The organism is Streptomyces sp. NBC_01446, assembly GCF_026340095.1.
GTDB classification, from domain to species: domain Bacteria; phylum Actinomycetota; class Actinomycetes; order Streptomycetales; family Streptomycetaceae; genus Streptomyces; species Streptomyces aureus.
On sequence record NZ_JAPEPO010000001.1, the window covers coordinates 6,671,779 to 6,688,184 of the forward strand.

Sequence of the window (16,406 nt, forward strand, 5' to 3'; positions counted from 1 at the left end):
CGTACCTCAAGGGTAGGACCGGGTTCCGGGGTTGGGGACCCTCAGCCGCGGGATCGTTGGGTCACCGCGATGCACACGAGAACGGCCGCCGCGGTCAGGGGCGCGGCGGGGGAGAGGTGTTCGCCGAGCAGGAACACCGACCAGACCAGGGTGAGCAGGGGCTGGGCCAGCTGGAGCTGGCTGGCCTTGGGAATGCCGATGACGGCCATGCCGCGGTACCAGACGACCAGGCCCACGAACTGCGAGCCCACGGCCACCCAGAGCAGCCCCGCGACGGCGTGCCCCGTCAGGTGCACCGGCTCGTGGCTCAGCGCGACGAGCGCCCCCGGCACGGTGAGCGGCAGACACATCACGAGTGCCCAGGCGATGACCTGCCAGCCCGGCATCACGCGGGCCAGGCGGCCGCCCTCCGTGTAGCCGGCGGCGCAGATGAGGAGCGCGCCGAAGAGGTACAGGTCGGCGGTCGTGAGCGTGCCCCCGCTCTGCTGCACGGTGAACGCGATCACGGCGGCGGCGCCCGCGCACGCCGCGATCCAGAAGCTGCGCGAGGGCCGCGCGCCGGTGCGCAGCGCCGAGAACAGGGCCGTCGTCAGGGGCAGCAGGCCGACGACGACGGCGGAGTGCGCGGTGGTGGCCGTCTCCAGGGCGAGGGTCGTGAGCAGCGGGAACCCGAGCACGACGCCCGCGCCCACCACGGCGAGACCGGCCCAGTGGCGGCGCTCGGGGACGGCGACGCGCAGCGCGAGCAGACAGGAGCCGGCGATCACGGCGGCGAGGACGCTCCGCACGGTGACCAGGCTCCAGGGCCCGAACCCTTCGAGTCCCCAGGCGGTGGCGGGGAAGGTGAGCGAGAAGGCGGTGACGCCGAGCGCGGCGAGGACGGTCCCACCACGGGTCGCCTTCGCGGTGAGGGGAGTGGTGGGGGTGGGGCCAGGACGTGTCGCGGTGCCCGCGGCGGGGGCCGCGTTCGCGTCAACTGCTATCCGGGTGGCGGTAGTAGCGCTATTCTCTGTCCTCATGCATGAGCGTAGCAGTGTGGGTGAGCTGGCGGAACGGCTGCGGGAGGAGCTGGATCGCTACTCTCCCGGTGGAAAGCTGCCGTCCAGCCGGGCTCTCGTCGAACGGTTCAGGGTGAGCCCGGTGACCGTGTCACGCGCGCTCGCGCAGCTCGCCGCGGAGGGCCTTGTCGTGACACGTCCGGGGGCCGGGGCGTTCCGCGCGGAGCCCCGCGCCGCGACACACCCGGCCGGTGACACCTCCTGGCAGGCGCTGGCGCTGAGCGCCGACTCCGCGACCGAACTGGTGCCGAGGGCCGTGGATGCCTCCGGAGTCCTGGTCACGCTCTCCGCCCCGCCACCGGGTGTCGTCGAGTTCAACGGCGGCTATCTGCACCCCTCGCTCCAGCCGGAACGCGCCATGGCCGCAGCTCTGGCCCGCGCGGGCCGCCGCCCCGGCGCGTGGGGTCGGCCCCCGGTCGACGGCATCCCCGAACTGCGCGAGTGGTTCGCCCGCGGCATCGGCGGCGCCATCACCGCCGCCGAGGTACTGATCGCGTCCGGTGGTCAGTCCGCCCTGGCCACCGCGCTGCGCGCCCTGGCCCCGCCCGGCGCCCCCGTCCTCGTCGAATCACCGACGTATCCGGGCATGCTGGCGATCGCGCGCGCGGCGGGGCTGCGGCCCGTGCCCGTGCCGGTCGACACGGACGGGGTGCGTCCGGAGCTGCTCGCCGAGGCGTTCCGGGCGACCGGGGCGCGTGTGTTCGTGTGCCAGCCGCTGTTCCAGAACCCCACGGGCGCGGTCCTCTCCGCTCAGCGGCGCCCCGAGGTGCTGAGGATCGCGCGCGAGGCCGGTGCGTTCATCATCGAGGACGACTTCGTCCGCCGCCTCGTCCACGAGGACGCGGGACCGCTGCCCAGGCCGCTGGCCACCGACGACCACGACGGGGTCGTCGTCCATGTCTGCTCCCTGACCAAGGCGACCTCGCCGAGCTTCCGCATCGGCTGCCTCGCCGCGCGCGGCCCCGTCCTCGAACGGCTGCGCGCGATTCAGGTCGTCGACCACTTCTTCGTGCCGCGCCCGCTCCAGGAGGCCGCCCTCGAACTGGTCGGCTCGCCGGCCTGGCCGCGCCATCTGCGCACGGTGGCCGCCCACTTGAAGGTGCGCCGCGACACCATGACGGCGGCCCTGCGCACCACCCTGCCCGAACTCACGGTGGGGTACGTGCCGTTGGGCGGCTATCTGCTGTGGCCGCGGCTGCCCGACGGCACGGACGAGGCGGCGCTCGTCGCGGGGGCGCTGCGCGCGGGCGTCGCCGTCGCGCCCGGGCGCCCCTACTTCTCCGCCGAGCCACCGGCCCCGCACATCCGGCTGAGCTTCGCGGCGGTCGCCGGGCCCGCGGAGATCACGGAGGGCGTCCGCCGGCTGCGGACCGCGTGCGACGAGGTATTCGAGTAGGCGACGGGAGGTACCAGCGCCCGAAACCTGCTCGACGGACACCGGCGACGCCTGCAAATCTCGCGTCATGACCGACACACACACCACGGCCCCCGTGCTCCCCGACGGCTACGAGATCTCGACCGACGCCGCCCGCGTCGACTCCGCCCGCGTGCACCAATGGCTCTCCACGGACGCCTACTGGGCCATGGGCCGCGCCCGCGAACACCAGGACCGGGCGATCGCGGGCTCGCTGAACTTCGGGGTGTACGACGCCACCTCGGGCGAGCAGGTCGCGTACGCCCGTGTCGTGACCGACCACGCCACGTTCGCCTGGCTCTGCGACGTCTACGTGGACCGGGCCGTCCGCGGCAAGAACGTGGGCACTGCGCTCGTCGCCGCCGTCCGCGGCCACCTGGAGCCGCTCGGCCTGCGCCGCATCATGCTCGCCACACGGGACGCGCACGGGGTGTACGACAAGGTGGGCTTCGCGGCGCTCGCCGAGCCGGAGAACTGGATGGTGCTGACCCTGCGGTGAGCGCGCGGCGGGGCGCATGCGGCCGGCATACGCCCCGTGGACTCTTGACCGCAGCCGTGGCACGCCCCACGATCACCGCATGCCCGTTCGCGTGACGCTTCTCGCCGCCGCGCGCAGCGCCTCGCTGCTCGCCGAGCGCTTCGACGACGACCGGCCCCTCGACCACACCGGCCGGCACGAGGTGGAGCTGGCCTCCCCCGCGCTGGTGCCACTCGCCGCGGCGGAGCTGCGCTACTGCGCGCCCACCGCCCGAAGCCGCGGCACCGCCGAGGCGCTCGGCCTCGCGCCCCTGGCCCAACTCGCCCTCCGGGACTGCGACATGGGCCGCTGGCGCGGGCGCACGCTCGCCGAGGTGACGGCCGTCGAGCCGGGCGCCGTCGACGCCTGGCTGCGCGACCCGCGAGCGGCGCCGCACGGCGGGGAGTCGCTGCTCGCGTTCATATCGCGGGTCGGCGGCTGGCTCGACACGCGGCCGAACGACGACGGCGCGACCGTCGTGGCGGTCGCCGAGCCGGCCGTCGTGCGGGCGGCGCTCGTCTACGCGCTCAAGGCGCCCCCGTCGACGTACTGGAACATCGACGTACGCCCCCTGTCGGCCGCCGTCCTCACGGGGAGCGCGGGCCGCTGGAGCGTGCGGCTCGACGCCGCGGTGTGAGTCAGGGCGCGGCGCGGGTGTACGCGGTGGTGAGCACCAGGTCCTTCGCCGGGCCCCTGACCCGCCACTCCATCCGCCAGTCGTCCGGTCCTGTCACCTCGAACGCGCCGCGGTAGAGGTCCGCCGCACAGGGGTGGTCCGCCGTGTGGCGGCCGGTGCGCAGGTCCAGGTCGTGGAAGAAGCGGCCGTCGGAGAATCGCACGACGGCCGTGCCGGGAGCGTCGCCCGGCAGGAACAGCAGATTGCGCTCGGCGGGCCGGGCGGTGCCGTGCCACACGAAGGTGCCCGCCTCGTGGTGCAGCAGCCCGCCCGCGTCGTCGGACGTGAATTGCGTGGTGCCGGAGAAGGTGCCGACCGCGTCGCCTGCGAGGTCCCGCACCGTCCGCTCGACGTGCCACCGGCCCGCCAGATGGGCCAGCACGTCGGGAACCGGCCAGGCCTCACTCATGTCGTCCCACCCATCTCGTTGCCCGGGTTCCCCATTTTGCCGCCTGCCGGGACCGCCCGGCGACGGGGTCGCGCCGCCGGAAATCCCCTGCGCCACCCGCGCGGCCTCTGCCACGCCCTGCCGCATGACGACTGGAAAGGCGGACACCGCCACCCTCCGGTGAGCCCGGTGACGCGTCCCCGCAGGGGACCCTCGAAGATCACGTCCACCCCTCCCCGCTCCTCCGGCGACTCCGGCGAGCGCGTCGAGCCGGCGCAGATCGCCGCTGCCGACCGGCTCCGCCACGCACTGTCCACGCGCCCCGTCGACCGGGCGCGCGCCGAAGCCGCCGTCACCGGCCTGTACCGCCGGCTCGGCGTGTCCCGGCGGCCGGGAGCGAGCTCCTGCGCGGCGCCGCTGGCGGCGATCCGCACACCCTCGTCGCGGATGACGGCGCCTGCCTCTGGACGGACCGCGTCGCCGACCCCACGGGCCTCGCGCTCGGCATGATCGAGAACACCGCCGTCGCCTGTCTCATCCACCCCGAACACGGCGGCACCGGCATCGCCCCCGGCCGCGGTGATCACTCGCATTGCATAAACGTGCATTCATGCGTATAGTCATGCCATCCAAGAGGAGGGTTCCATGGCGGTACGCGTAGCAGTGGCAGGGGCAAGCGGATACGCGGGCGGAGAGCTGCTGCGTCTGCTGCTCGCTCATCCCAATGTGGAGATCGGCGCCCTGACCGGCAACTCGAACGTGGGGCAGCCCCTCGGTGCGCTCCAGCCGCACCTGGTGCCGCTGGCCGACCGGATCCTCGAGCCGACGACCGCCGAGGTGCTCTCCGGCCACCACGTGGTCTTCCTCGCGCTGCCGCACGGGCAGTCCGCCGCCGTCGCCGAGCAGCTCGGCGAGGACACGCTCGTCGTGGACATGGGCGCCGACTTCCGGCTGAAGGACGAGGGCGACTGGGAGAAGTTCTACGGCAGCTCGCACGCCGGGACCTGGCCCTACGGGCTCCCCGAGCTGCCCGGTGCGCGCGCCGCGCTGGAGGGCACCAAGCGCATCGCGGTCCCCGGCTGCTACCCGACGGCCGTCTCCCTCGCGCTCTTCCCCGCGTACCAGGCCGGGCTCGCCGAGCCGGAGGCCGTGATCGTCGCCGCGTCCGGGACGTCCGGCGCGGGCAAGGCGCCCAAGCCGAACCTGCTCGGTTCCGAGGTCATGGGCTCCATGTCCCCGTACGGCGTGGGCGGCGGTCACCGGCACACTCCCGAGATGATCCAGAACCTGGGCGCGGTCGCCGGTGTGCCGGTCTCCGTCTCCTTCACTCCGACGCTGGCCCCGATGCCGCGCGGCATCCTCGCCACGTGCAGCGCCAAGGCGAAGCCGGGCGTGAGCGCCGAGAGCGTACGGGCCGTCTACGAGAAGGCCTTCGCCGACGAGCCGTTCGTGCACCTGCTCCCGCAGGGGCAGTGGCCCGCGACCTCTTCGGTGTACGGCTCGAACGCCGTGCAGGTGCAGGTCGCGTACGACTCGGCGGCCGGCAGGATCATCGTGATCAGCGCCATCGACAACCTCACCAAGGGCACCGCGGGCGGCGCCCTCCAGAGCATGAACATCGCCCTCGGCCTCGACGAGACCACCGGGCTCACCACGATCGGAGTCGCGCCGTGAGCGACGCACGCGCGGCCGCCGGGCCGCAGACGGGTACGAAAGCCGCGCCGCTGTGCCGCGCGGGCGGAGAAGCGAACAAGGAGTCCCAGTGAGTGTGACGGCAGCCAAGGGATTCACGGCCGCGGGCATCGCCGCCGGGATCAAGCAGAACGGCAACCCGGACCTGGCCCTCGTGGTCAACAGCGGGCCCCGCCTGGCCGCCGCGGGCGTCTTCACCTCCAACCGCGTGAAGGCCGCACCGGTGCTCTGGTCGGAGCAGGTCCTCAAGGGCGGGATCGTGTCCGCCGTCGTCCTCAACTCCGGTGGCGCCAACGCCTGTACGGGTCCCAAGGGCTTCCAGGACACGCACGCCACGGCGGAGAAGGTCGCGGAGGCGCTCGGCCTGAACGCGGGCGAGGTCGCCGTCGCCTCGACCGGCCTCATCGGCGAACTGCTCCCCATGGACAAGCTTCTGCCGGGCGTCGACACGGCGGTCGCGCAGCTCGGCCCGCATGGCGGTGAGAAGGCCGCCGTCGCCATCAAGACCACCGACTCCGTTCACAAGACCGCGGTGTTCGAGGGCGACGGATGGACGGTCGGCGGCATGGCCAAGGGCGCGGGCATGCTCGCCCCCGGCCTCGCCACCATGCTCGTCGTCCTGACGACGGACGCCGACCTGGAGGCCGACGTCCTGGACAAGGCCCTGCGGGACGCCACCAAGGTCACCTTCGACCGCGTCGACTCCGACGGCTGCATGTCGACGAACGACACCGTGCTGCTCCTGGCCTCCGGCGCTGCCGAAGTGACCCCCGAATACGCCGAGTTCGCCGAGGCCGTCCGCACGGTCTGCGACGACCTCGGACGGCAGCTCATCGGCGACGCCGAAGGCGCCAGCAAGGACATCAGGGTCGACGTCATCAACGCCGCGAGCGAGGACGACGCCGTCGAGGTGGGCCGCTCCATCGCCCGTAACAACCTCCTCAAGTGCGCGATCCACGGGGAGGACCCCAACTGGGGCCGGGTGCTGTCCGCGATCGGTACGACGTCCGCGGCCTTCGAGCCCGACCAGCTGAACGTCGCCATCAACGGCGTCTGGGTCTGCAAGAACGGCGGCGTCGGCGAGGACCGCGAGCTCGTCGACATGCGCTTCCGGGAGGTCGTCATCACCGCCGACCTGGCGGCCGGCTCCGAGACCGCGACGATCTGGACGAACGACCTGACCGCGGACTACGTCCACGAGAACAGCGCGTACAGCTCATGAGTACGACGCGGAAGCACACCGCGCTGCCCAAGGCACAGATCCTCATCGAGGCGCTGCCCTGGCTCACCCGGCACCAGGGCAAGACCGTCGTCATCAAGTTCGGCGGCAACGCCATGATCGACGAGGACCTCAAGGCCGCCTTCGCGCAGGACGTCGTCTTCCTGCACCACGCGGGCCTCAAGCCCGTCGTCGTGCACGGCGGCGGACCGCAGATCAGCAAGGCCCTCGACCGGCACGGCATCGTCAGCGAGTTCAAGGCGGGTCTGCGGGTCACCACCGAGGACGCGATGGACGTCGTGCGGATGGTGCTGGCCGGCCAGGTGCAGCGCGAGCTCGTCGGGCTCCTCAACGAGCACGGCCCGCTCGCCATCGGCCTCACCGGCGAGGACGCGCACACCATCACCGCCACCAAGCACAGGCCCGAGATCGGCGGCGAACTGATCGACATCGGCCGGGTCGGCGAGATCACCGAGATCGACACCGGCGCCATCGAGGCCCTGCTCGCCGACGGCCGTATCCCGGTCGTCTCCTCGATCGCCCGCTCCCAGGACGACGGACACGTCTACAACGTCAATGCCGATACGGCGGCTGCGGCCCTCGCTGCGGCGCTGGGCGCCGAGACCCTGATGGTCCTGACCGACGTCGAGGGCCTCTACGAGGACTGGCCGAACTCCGACGAGGTCATCAGCAGGCTCACCGCCAAGGAGCTGGAGAAGCTCCTTCCCGAGCTGGCCAGCGGCATGGTGCCCAAGATGGAAGGCTGCCTGCACGCCGTGCGGGGCGGCGTGACGACCGCCCGCGTCATCGACGGCCGGGTCCCGCACTCGATCCTGCTGGAGATCTTCACCGACGAGGGCATCGGCACGATGGTCGTGCCGGACGCCCCCGAGGCCACCGACGTGAGCGCCATCGACGTACAGGGGGAGTCATGAGCAACCAGGAGCTGACCGCGCGCTGGCAGGGCGCGCTCATGGACAACTACGGCACGCCCCGGCTGCCCCTCGTCCGCGGCGCGGGCGCCAAGGTGTGGGACGCCGACGGCAAGGAGTACATCGACTTCGTCGGCGGCATCGCGGTCAACGCCCTCGGGCACGCGCACCCCGCGGTCGTCCGGGCGGTCACCGAGCAGATCGCCTCCCTCGGCCATGTCTCGAACCTCTTCGTCGCCGAGCCGCCCGTCGCGCTCGCCGAACGGCTCCTCCAGCTCTTCGGCCGGTCCGGCCGCGTGTACTTCTGCAACTCGGGCGCCGAGGCCAACGAGGGCGCCTTCAAGATCGGCCGCCTGACGGGCCGTTCGCACATGGTCGCCACCCAGGGCGGCTTCCACGGCCGGACGATGGGCTCCCTCGCGCTGACGGGCCAGCCCGGCAAGCAGGAGCCGTTCGTACCGCTGCCCGGCGACGTCACGCATGTCCCGTACGGCGATGCCGAGGCGCTGCGGGCGGCGGTCACTGAAGAGACCGCGCTCGTGATCATCGAGCCGATCCAGGGCGAGAACGGTGTCGTCGTGCCGCCCGCCGGCTACCTCAGGGCGGCCAGGGAGATCACCCGGGCCACCGGCACCCTCCTCGTCCTCGACGAGGTGCAGACCGGCATCGGCAGGACCGGCCACTGGTTCGCGTACCAGGCGGAGGAAGGCATCGACCCCGATGTCGTCACGCTCGCCAAGGGGCTCGGCGGCGGACTGCCCATCGGCGCGACCGTCGCGTTCGGCGAGGCGGCCCAGCTGCTCAAGCCCGGTCACCACGGCACGACGTTCGGCGGGAACCCCGTCGCCTGCGCGGCCGGCCTCGCGGTGCTCGACACCGTCGCGGGCGAGGGCCTCCTGGACAACGTCAAGCGTGCCGAGGCGCGGCTGAGGGACGGGATCGCGTCACTCCGGCACCCGCTCGTCGGCCACGTAAGGGGCGCCGGGCTCCTCCTGGGTATCGTGCTCACCGAGCCGCTCGCGCCCCAGGTGCAGCAGGCGGCTCAGGATGCCGGCCTCCTGGTGAACGCGCCCGCCCCCGATGTCGTACGGCTCATGCCGCCGCTCAACCTCCACGACGACGAGGTGGACACCCTGCTCCAGGCGCTGCCCGGCGTCCTGGACAAGGCCCTCGAAGGGGCCGACGGGGAAGGACGATCCTGAGGAATGGGACGACGACGATGAGTCAGGCGCAGGACAACGAGCACGCCGCGGGACCCGCCGTGCCGCAGACCCGCACCGCGCGCCACCGCCGGATCGTGGACATCCTCAACCGGCAGCCGGTGCGCTCACAGAGCCAGCTGGCGAAGCTGCTCGCCGACGACGGCCTCACGGTCACGCAGGCGACGCTCTCCCGGGACCTGGACGAGCTGGGCGCGGTCAAGATCCGCAACACCGGCGGCGAGCTGATCTACGCGGTGCCCAGCGAGGGCGGCTTCCGCACCCCGCAGGCCCCGCTCGGCGGCTCGGCCAAGGAGGAGCGGATGCGGCGGCTCGCGGGGGAACTGCTGATCTCCGCGGAGGCCTCGGCGAACCTCGTGGTCCTGCGCACCCCGCCCGGCGCCGCCCAGTTCCTCGCGTCGGCGATCGACCAGGCGGAACTCCAGGTCATCCTCGGCACGATCGCGGGTGACGACACCTTGATGCTGATCAGCCGCGACCCGGCCGGCGGGCAGGCGCTCGCCGACCATCTGCTGCGGCTCGCCCAGAACCACTGAGTGCGCTGAATCGTTCGGGCTCGCGCCCCGGACCGCCCGGGATTCACGGGTGGTCCGGGGCGCTTGCGTGTTTCTCAGGGCTGCTCGGCACGGCGCGCCCGGTACGACATCCAGGCCGCGACCAGGGCGCCCGACACGTTGTGCCAGACGGAGAACACCGCCGCGGGGAGCGCCGCGAGCGGGCTGAAGTGGGCCGTGGCGAGCGAAGCGGCGAGCCCCGAGTTCTGCATGCCGACCTCGAACGCCATCGCGCGGGACGCGGGCGCCCCGAGGCGGGCCAGCTTTCCGGCGCCGTAACCGAGTGCGAGGCCGAGGCCGTTGTGGAGGACGACGGCGAGCAGGACGAGCCCGGCCGCCGACTTGATCGCCGTCGCGCTGCCCGCGACGACCACGGCCACGATGACGGCGATCGTCAGCGCCGAGAGCCAGGGCAGGACGCCGAGCACCCGGTCGACGTACCGGCCGAGGACCAGGCGCACGACGAGCCCCGCGATGACCGGCAGCAGCACGGTCTTGAGGATGTCCGTGACCATCGACCCCGCGTCCACGGGCAGGAACTCACCCGCGAGGAGCAGGGTCAGCGGCGGTGTGACGAGCGGGGCGAGCACGGTCGAGACGGTGGCGACGGAGACGGACAGGGCCACGTCGCCGCGCGCCAGGTAGGTCACCACGTTGGAGGCCGTGCCGCTGGGGGCGCAGCCCACGAGGATCACGCCCGCCGCCAACTGGGGCGGCAGGTCCAGGGCGTTGGCTATCAGCCAGCCGAGCCCCGGCATGATCACGTAGTGCGCGACGAGGCCGAGGCCGACGGCCCACGGCCGCTTCGCGACGCCCTTGAAGTCGTGCGGGGTCATCGTGAGCCCCATGCAGAACATCACCACACCCAGCAGGTACGGGACGTTCGTCTTCCAGCTCACGAAGGCGTCCGGCAGGGCGAGCCCGATACCGCCCGCCGCGAGCACGAGTACGGGGAACACGGTCACGGCCAGGCGCGCGGCGCGGTTGCCGGTGTCCGTCGGCTGGGGGATCAACTGTTCGGTCTGCACCGGGCGATGCAACGCCGCCGCCCTGCGTGCCCGCAACTCCGTCTCGTTATGTGGTCCCTACATCTTCATGGGGTCCCCACATCTTCCCCGCCCTCGTCAGGGAGTCACCGACCAGGTCTCCCCGTCCGCCGTCACCGCGAACGCCGTGACACCGGGCTGCGCCTCCAGCCACGCCCGCGCCCCCGGACCCATCGCGTACGCGGCGGTCGCCCAGGTGTCCGCGTCGGTGAGCCCCTCGTGGACGACGGTCAGGGAGGCGAGACCGCCGACGGGCGCCTGCCCGGTGTGCGGGTCGACGATGTGGCAGCCGCGCTCCGCGGGACCCGACGTGGCCACCGCGAGCGCGCCCTGCCGGGACTCGACGACCGCCGCCACCTGACCCGGGCGCAACGGATGCGCGACGCCCACGCGCCACGGGCCGCCGTGGAGCTGGACGTCGCCGCCGCCGTTCAGGCAGACGCCGGTCGCGCCCGCGGAGAGCAGCGCCTCGGCCGCCCGCTCCACCGCCCACCCCTTGACGAGGCCACTCGGGTCGAAGCCCCCGGAGTGCCCCGCCGTGAACCAGCCGCCGGTGTGCTCCCGCGCCCGCTCGCACAGTCGCAGCACCTCGCGGACCTCGGGCGCACAGTCCTGGGGCGCGAGCTCGCCCCGGGCGATGCGGCTGACCGCGCTGTCCTCGCGGTACGTCGAGAAGACGGCGTCCACGTGACGCAGCCACGCCTCCGCCTCGTCGAGCGCCCGCGGACCCACGTCCGCGCCGCGCACCGTGATCGAGAACACCGTGCCCATGGTGTGCACGACCCGGTGCAGCCCGGCGGCGTCACCCACGGGCCTGGTCCAGCGCGCTCTGCAGCGACGTCATGTAGCCCTCACTGGTGAACGTGGCACCGGAGACCGTGTCGATCCGGGCACTCTGGGCGTCCAGGGTCTCCTGCACGAGTGTCGGGACCGAGGACGAGGCGATGTCCTGGCTGCGCCGGTCGCCCGACGGGGTCTTGACGGCACGGGCGGCGGTGATCTTCGCGCCGTCGACGGTGATCTCGACCTGGACGGGGCCGTAACGCGTCTGCACGGTCTCGCCGGTGAGAGTCCGCTGTCCGGTCGCGCTGCCGGACCCGGTCCCGGACCCCGTGCCGCCCGGGACCGACGGGGACTGGCTGGATCTCGGGGCCTGCGGGCCCGCCGTGACCGGCTGTGAGTGCGGCTTGAGCGCGAGCGCCAGCGTCGTCACGGAGACGGTCGCGACGCAGGTCAGGACGGTACGGCGGATCGGATGGGCTCTCATGGCGCGGCTCACAGCTCGAAGGACTCGTAGTGGACACGGGAAGCGGGCACTCCGGCCTCGCGCAGGGCGTCGTACGAGGCGAGTGCGAGGCCGTGCGGCCCGCACAGGTACACGTCGTGGGCCGCGATGTCCGGGAGCATCCGGCGCAGACCGTCCGCCGTGACGTCCCTCCGTCCGCCGTCGGCGTCGTTCAGGACGTACACGAGGCGGGCGCCGCGTCCGGCAGCGATCGACTCCAGTTCACCGCGCAGCGCCAGCTCCTCGGCGGTGCGCGCCCGGTAGAGCAGCGTCAGGTCGCCCGGCGCCGCCGGCAGCGTCTCGAAGAGCGTGCGCAGGGGCGTGATGCCCGTGCCGCCCGCGAGCAGCAGCACCCGGCGCGAGCGCCGCAGACCCGCCGTGAGCGCCCCGTACGGCCCCTCCGCCCACACCCGCGTGCCCTGCGTCAGGCCAGCGACGGACGCGCTGTGGTCGCCCAGCGCCTTCACCGTGATCCGCAGGAACCCGCCGCGCGGCACCGCCGACAACGAGTACGGGTGCGAGGCTCCCCACATGCCGGGCGTGAGGAAGCGCCAGCGGAAGAACTGACCCGGCTTCGCGCCCAGGGCTTCGAGGCGCCGGCCGCTCACCCACACCGACGTCACCCCCGGCGCCTCCCGCACGACGGCCTCGACGCGCAGCCGGTGCCGGACGTTGAGCCGCACCGGAACCAGAACCCGGAACCACAGCACGAGCGTGGCCACGCCCAGATAGAGGGCGTACCAGGCCGCGCGGGCGGCTGCCCCGCCCGCGAAGTCGGCGCCGAGCGCCAGCTGGTGCCCGAACGCGAGAAAGATCGCCGCGTACGTCAGGACGTGCAGGTAGTACCAGGTCTCGTACCGCATCCGGCGGCGCACCGCCCGTGCCGACACGAAGCCCACCAGCGCGAGCACGGCCGCGCCCGCCGTGCCCTTCAGCATCTCGGGGTAGTCGAGGACGATCGTGCCGAGCTCCGACACGGGGTCGGTACGGCTCTGCGCCGCGTATCCGAGAGTGATCAGGATGATGTGGCCGAGGAGCAGACCGACCGTCCAGCGGCCGGCCGAGGCGTGCCAGCGCGCCGTCCTGTCGCTGCCCAGCCCCTTCTCCAGAAGCGGCACACGCGCCATCAGGGCGACGAGGAGCGCGCACATGTAGCCGCACATCAGGCCCAGGATCCGGCCTGCCCCCGTCAGCCAGCCGTCGGCGCCGGACACGACGCCGGTGCCCTGCCACCACAGGGCGAGCACCGCGGCCCCGCCCGCGCCCGCGGCGGCCAGCAGCGGCACCGCGGGGGAGTGGCGACGCGCCGGGCGCGGGGCGCGGTGACGCAGCGGCGGTGGGCTGTGCGTGGTGGTCACCGGAGCGGCTCCTCGTCGGATCGGGGTCGGGCGGGCCGGACAGAACGCAACTCTGCGGCCCGAACCTCTGAGCGGGCTCTGAACGGGAGGCGCCGCCCGTTGTTCAGAGCGAACTCACAGCAATCCGAGAGAGTCTTGGGACGAGATGAACGAACGCACCGCACTCACCCGCCCCGACGGCACCCCCGTGCGCGTCCTCGTCGTCGACGACGAACCCGACATCGCCGAGGTCGTGACGGGAGTCCTGCGCTACGAGGGCTGGGACGTCCGCACCGCCGGGACCGGCCGTGACGCCGTGCGCGAAGGACTCGACTTCCGTCCCGACGCCGTCGTCCTCGACATCATGCTGCCGGACCGCGACGGCCTGTCCGTCCTGCGCGAACTGCGCGCCGCGCAGCCGCACGTCTGTGTGCTCTTCCTCACGGCCCGCGACACCGTCGAGGACCGGGTCACCGGCATCACCGCGGGCGGCGACGACTACGTGACCAAGCCGTTCAGCCTGGAGGAACTGGTGGCCCGGCTGCGCGGCCTGCTGCGCCGCGCCGGCATGACCAGAGATCTCGCCGAGAGCGCCCAGCTCACCGTCGGCGACCTGGTGATGGACGAGGACGCCCGCGAGGTCACGCGCGGCGGCACGGGCATCGACCTGTCGCCGACCGAGTTCGAGCTCCTGCGCTGCCTGATGCGCAACCCCCGCCGCGTCCTCAGCAAGACCCAGCTCCTCGACCGCGTCTGGTCCTACGACTTCGGCGGCCAGGCCCATGTCGTCGAGCTCTACGTCTCCTACCTCCGCAAGAAGATCGACGCGGGCCGTGAACCCATGATCCACACGGTGCGCGGAGCCGGGTACGTCCTGAAGCCGGCCGGCCGATGAACCGGCCGCGCCCGCGCGTCCCGCACACCCTGCGCGCCCGGCTCACCGCCGGGCTCGTCCTGCTGCTCGCCGTCAGCTGCGCGGCCGTCGGCGTGGCCGCGGTCGTCGAGCTGCGCGGCTTCCTCACCGGGCGCCTCGACCAGCAGCTCCACGACGCCGGGAGCGCCCTGCCGGAGAGCCTCGAACACAGCGGCCGCGGGCCCGACGACCACGACGGCGACGAGCACGCCGACACCCGCCGCCAGGCCACCGGCACCCTCGGGGTCCGGCTCGTCGGCGGCGCCGTCACCAGCGCCGCCGTCGTCCGGGCGGGCTCCGACCCGGCCGACCTGGGCGTGCGCCTGTCCGACGCGGACCGCAGGACCCTCGCCCGCCTGCCCGTCGACGGGCGCGGTCACACCGTCCGGCTGGCGTCCCTGGACCGCTACCGGGTCGAGGCCTCCGAGGGGAGGGACGGCGACGTCCTCGTCACGGGCCTGCCGCTGGAACCCCTGGAAGCCACCGTGCGCCGCCTCGAACTCGTCGCGGCGGGCGTCTTCGGGATCGCGCTCGCCGCCACCGGCGTCGCCGGCGCACTCTGGGTGCGCTGGTCCCTGCGCCCGCTGAGCCGGGTCGCCGCCACCGCCACCCGTGTCAGCGAACTGTCGCTCGCGAGCGGCGCGGTGGTCCTGCCGCCGCGCGCCCCCGAGTCCGACCCGCGCAGCGAGGTCGGCCAGGTGGCGTCCGCCTTCAACCGCATGCTCGGCCACGTCGAGGACGCGCTCACCCGACGGCACGCCTCCGAGGAACGCCTGCGCAGCTTCTCCGCCGACGCCAGCCACGAGCTGCGCACCCCCGTCGCCTCCATCCGCGGCCACGCGGAACTCGCTCTCCTGCACCGGGGGCCCGTACCCGCCGAGGTCCGCCGTGCGCTGGAGCGCATCGCCGCGGAGTCCGGACGGATGGGCGAGGTGGTCGAGGACCTGCTCCTGCTCGCCCGCCTGGACGCGGGCCGGCCCCTGGAACGCGAGCCGGTCGACCTCACGCGCCTCGTGCTCGACGCGGTCACCGACGCCCGGGCGGCAGGCCCGGACCACCGCTGGGCCATGGAGCTCCCGGAGGAACCGGTCACCGTAACGGGCGACGCGCACCGCCTCCACCAGGCCGTCGCCAACCTCCTGGCCAACGCCCGCCTGCACACCCCGCACGGCACCCGTGTCACCGCCCGCATCGACGCCGACGAGCTAGGGGTGTCGCTGTCGGTACGGGACGACGGCCCCGGCGTCCCGGAGGAGATCCGTGACGGGATCTTCGAACGCTTCACCCACGGCGACCGGCCCAGGCAGGCCGGGGCGGGCGGCGGCACCGGACTCGGCCTCGCCATCGTCACGGCGGTCGCGGAGGCGCACGGCGGCACCGCGACGCTGCGCAGCGAGCCCGGCGAGACCGTGTTCACGGTCCACCTTCCGAAGGCGCCGCCTCAGTAGCGCGTGATCGCGGTCGAGCCGCTCGCCGTTCCGATCGCGATGTGCGGCCGCCGGCCGGGCTCGGCCCAGCGCAGGATGCGCCGCATCGCGTCCGCCGGGACCGACACGCACCCGGCCGTCGCCCCGCGCCCGTTCACATGCAGGAAGATCCCCGCGCCGCGCCCGCGCACCGGCCGGTCGTAGTTGTAGGCGATGACGAAGGCGTGCGCGTACTGGGTCGCGTACGACACGAGGTGCTCGGACTCGGCGGCGCGGCAGTCGGCCGGACGCGGCTCGGTCCAGCGGTTGTAGGACCGCGAGTCGTTGTCCTGGCACCACCAGGAGTCCTGGTGCACGCGCCGGTAGGGGGCGGTCGTGCCGGCCGGCGCGGGTTCGATCCCGAAGGCGTAGGGCAGGCCGTACAGACCCGTGGGTGTCGTGTACGTGCCCTGCTTGCGCGAGCCGCCGTCGGCGAGGCCCTTCGCGCCGAACCGCGCCGCCGCCGAACCCGCCGCGACCCACCGGCCGCCGCGTCGGTCCCACCAGGTGACGGTGCCGGTGGTGGAGCCCGTGCCGGCGGCCTGCGCGGTGACGAGCTGGGAGCCGCCGCCCGTGTCGGCCATCCGCTCGGGCAGCGGCGCGGGCCCGCCGGGCGGTGCCGCGCCCAGGATCAGCAGGGCGATCGCCGCGATCAGGGACGCGATGGTGACGGCTCGTGAGCGCATGTG

The 16,406-nt window shown here is 73.3% G+C and carries 18 protein-coding genes; 11 read left to right on the forward strand and 7 right to left on the reverse strand.

Features of this window, described 5'->3' with window-relative positions:
* Nucleotides 1-41: 41 nt before the first annotated feature.
* Nucleotides 42-1,019 carry a DMT family transporter gene (locus tag OG456_RS29965; RefSeq protein WP_266566383.1) on the reverse strand — a complete coding sequence of 326 codons (978 nt, stop codon included), beginning with the start codon at nucleotides 1,017-1,019 and terminating at the stop codon, nucleotides 42-44.
* Here OG456_RS29965 and OG456_RS29970 point away from each other — a divergent pair.
* From OG456_RS29970 to OG456_RS29980, 3 genes are all read left to right on the forward strand, one after another.
* Nucleotides 1,018-2,454, forward strand: coding sequence for a PLP-dependent aminotransferase family protein (locus OG456_RS29970; protein WP_266566385.1), 1,437 nt, complete (start codon nucleotides 1,018-1,020; stop codon nucleotides 2,452-2,454). The genes OG456_RS29965 and OG456_RS29970 overlap by 2 nt on opposite strands.
* A 67-nt stretch (nucleotides 2,455-2,521) precedes the next feature.
* Nucleotides 2,522-2,971, forward strand: a complete 450-nt coding sequence (locus OG456_RS29975; protein WP_266566387.1) for a GNAT family N-acetyltransferase — start codon at nucleotides 2,522-2,524, stop codon at nucleotides 2,969-2,971.
* Between the two features lie 79 nt (nucleotides 2,972-3,050).
* On the forward strand, nucleotides 3,051-3,626 hold the full coding sequence (locus OG456_RS29980; protein WP_266566389.1) for a histidine phosphatase family protein: 576 nt from the start codon (nucleotides 3,051-3,053) through the stop codon (nucleotides 3,624-3,626).
* 1 nt (nucleotide 3,627) lies between these two features.
* Here OG456_RS29980 and OG456_RS29985 read toward each other — a convergent pair whose 3' ends face one another.
* Nucleotides 3,628-4,074, reverse strand: a complete 447-nt coding sequence (locus OG456_RS29985) for a DUF6314 family protein (RefSeq protein ID WP_266566391.1) — start codon at nucleotides 4,072-4,074, stop codon at nucleotides 3,628-3,630.
* 168 nt (nucleotides 4,075-4,242) lie between these two features.
* On the opposite strand from OG456_RS29985, the gene OG456_RS29990 reads away from it, so the two are divergent.
* The 6 genes from OG456_RS29990 to OG456_RS30015 all read left to right on the forward strand — a co-directional run bounded on the left by OG456_RS29990 (nucleotide 4,243) and on the right by OG456_RS30015 (nucleotide 9,652).
* Nucleotides 4,243-4,563: a hypothetical protein gene (locus tag OG456_RS29990; RefSeq protein ID WP_266566393.1), complete on the forward strand. Its 321-nt coding sequence runs from the start codon at nucleotides 4,243-4,245 to the stop codon at nucleotides 4,561-4,563.
* Nucleotides 4,564-4,698: 135 nt separating this feature from the next.
* Complete coding sequence (argC, locus tag OG456_RS29995; RefSeq protein ID WP_266566395.1) at nucleotides 4,699-5,727, forward strand: N-acetyl-gamma-glutamyl-phosphate reductase; 1,029 nt, start codon at nucleotides 4,699-4,701, stop codon at nucleotides 5,725-5,727.
* 88 nt (nucleotides 5,728-5,815) lie between these two features.
* Nucleotides 5,816-6,967 (forward strand): bifunctional glutamate N-acetyltransferase/amino-acid acetyltransferase ArgJ, encoded by a 1,152-nt coding sequence (gene argJ / locus OG456_RS30000; RefSeq protein ID WP_266566397.1) that lies wholly within the window; start codon nucleotides 5,816-5,818, stop codon nucleotides 6,965-6,967.
* Entirely contained in the window at nucleotides 6,964-7,899 is a 936-nt protein-coding gene (gene argB / locus OG456_RS30005; protein WP_266566399.1) for an acetylglutamate kinase, read from the forward strand. Before argJ ends, argB begins: the two co-directional genes overlap by 4 nt.
* Nucleotides 7,896-9,098, forward strand: coding sequence for an acetylornithine transaminase (locus OG456_RS30010; protein ID WP_266566401.1), 1,203 nt, complete (start codon nucleotides 7,896-7,898; stop codon nucleotides 9,096-9,098). Before argB ends, OG456_RS30010 begins: the two co-directional genes overlap by 4 nt.
* Nucleotides 9,099-9,115: 17 nt before the next feature.
* Nucleotides 9,116-9,652 (forward strand): arginine repressor, encoded by a 537-nt coding sequence (locus OG456_RS30015; RefSeq protein WP_266566403.1) that lies wholly within the window; start codon nucleotides 9,116-9,118, stop codon nucleotides 9,650-9,652.
* Nucleotides 9,653-9,726: 74 nt separating this feature from the next.
* Here the strand turns inward: OG456_RS30015 and OG456_RS30020 are convergent, their stop codons facing one another.
* The 4 genes from OG456_RS30020 to OG456_RS30035 all read right to left on the reverse strand — a co-directional run bounded on the left by OG456_RS30020 (nucleotide 9,727) and on the right by OG456_RS30035 (nucleotide 13,359).
* Nucleotides 9,727-10,698, reverse strand: a complete 972-nt coding sequence (locus tag OG456_RS30020) for a bile acid:sodium symporter family protein (protein WP_266566405.1) — start codon at nucleotides 10,696-10,698, stop codon at nucleotides 9,727-9,729.
* A 96-nt stretch (nucleotides 10,699-10,794) separates the two neighbouring features.
* Nucleotides 10,795-11,487, reverse strand: a complete 693-nt coding sequence (locus OG456_RS30025; protein WP_266569485.1) for an FAD:protein FMN transferase — start codon at nucleotides 11,485-11,487, stop codon at nucleotides 10,795-10,797.
* 31 nt (nucleotides 11,488-11,518) lie between these two features.
* The gene (locus tag OG456_RS30030) at nucleotides 11,519-11,983 is read right to left on the reverse strand and encodes an FMN-binding protein (RefSeq protein ID WP_266566407.1); all 465 of its coding nucleotides are present in this window, start codon (nucleotides 11,981-11,983) and stop codon (nucleotides 11,519-11,521) included.
* A gap of 8 nt (nucleotides 11,984-11,991) precedes the next feature.
* On the reverse strand, nucleotides 11,992-13,359 hold the full coding sequence (locus tag OG456_RS30035; protein ID WP_266566409.1) for a ferredoxin reductase family protein: 1,368 nt from the start codon (nucleotides 13,357-13,359) through the stop codon (nucleotides 11,992-11,994).
* 145 nt (nucleotides 13,360-13,504) lie between these two features.
* On the opposite strand from OG456_RS30035, the gene OG456_RS30040 reads away from it, so the two are divergent.
* On the forward strand, nucleotides 13,505-14,233 hold the full coding sequence (locus OG456_RS30040; RefSeq protein WP_266566411.1) for a response regulator transcription factor: 729 nt from the start codon (nucleotides 13,505-13,507) through the stop codon (nucleotides 14,231-14,233).
* Nucleotides 14,230-15,699: a cell wall metabolism sensor histidine kinase WalK gene (locus tag OG456_RS30045; protein ID WP_266566413.1), complete on the forward strand. Its 1,470-nt coding sequence runs from the start codon at nucleotides 14,230-14,232 to the stop codon at nucleotides 15,697-15,699. The genes OG456_RS30040 and OG456_RS30045 overlap by 4 nt, the downstream gene beginning before the upstream one ends.
* Here OG456_RS30045 and OG456_RS30050 read toward each other — a convergent pair.
* Nucleotides 15,693-16,403 carry a L,D-transpeptidase family protein gene (locus OG456_RS30050; RefSeq protein ID WP_266566415.1) on the reverse strand — a complete coding sequence of 237 codons (711 nt, stop codon included), beginning with the start codon at nucleotides 16,401-16,403 and terminating at the stop codon, nucleotides 15,693-15,695. The genes OG456_RS30045 and OG456_RS30050 overlap by 7 nt on opposite strands.
* Between the last annotated feature and the right edge of the window lie 3 nt (nucleotides 16,404-16,406).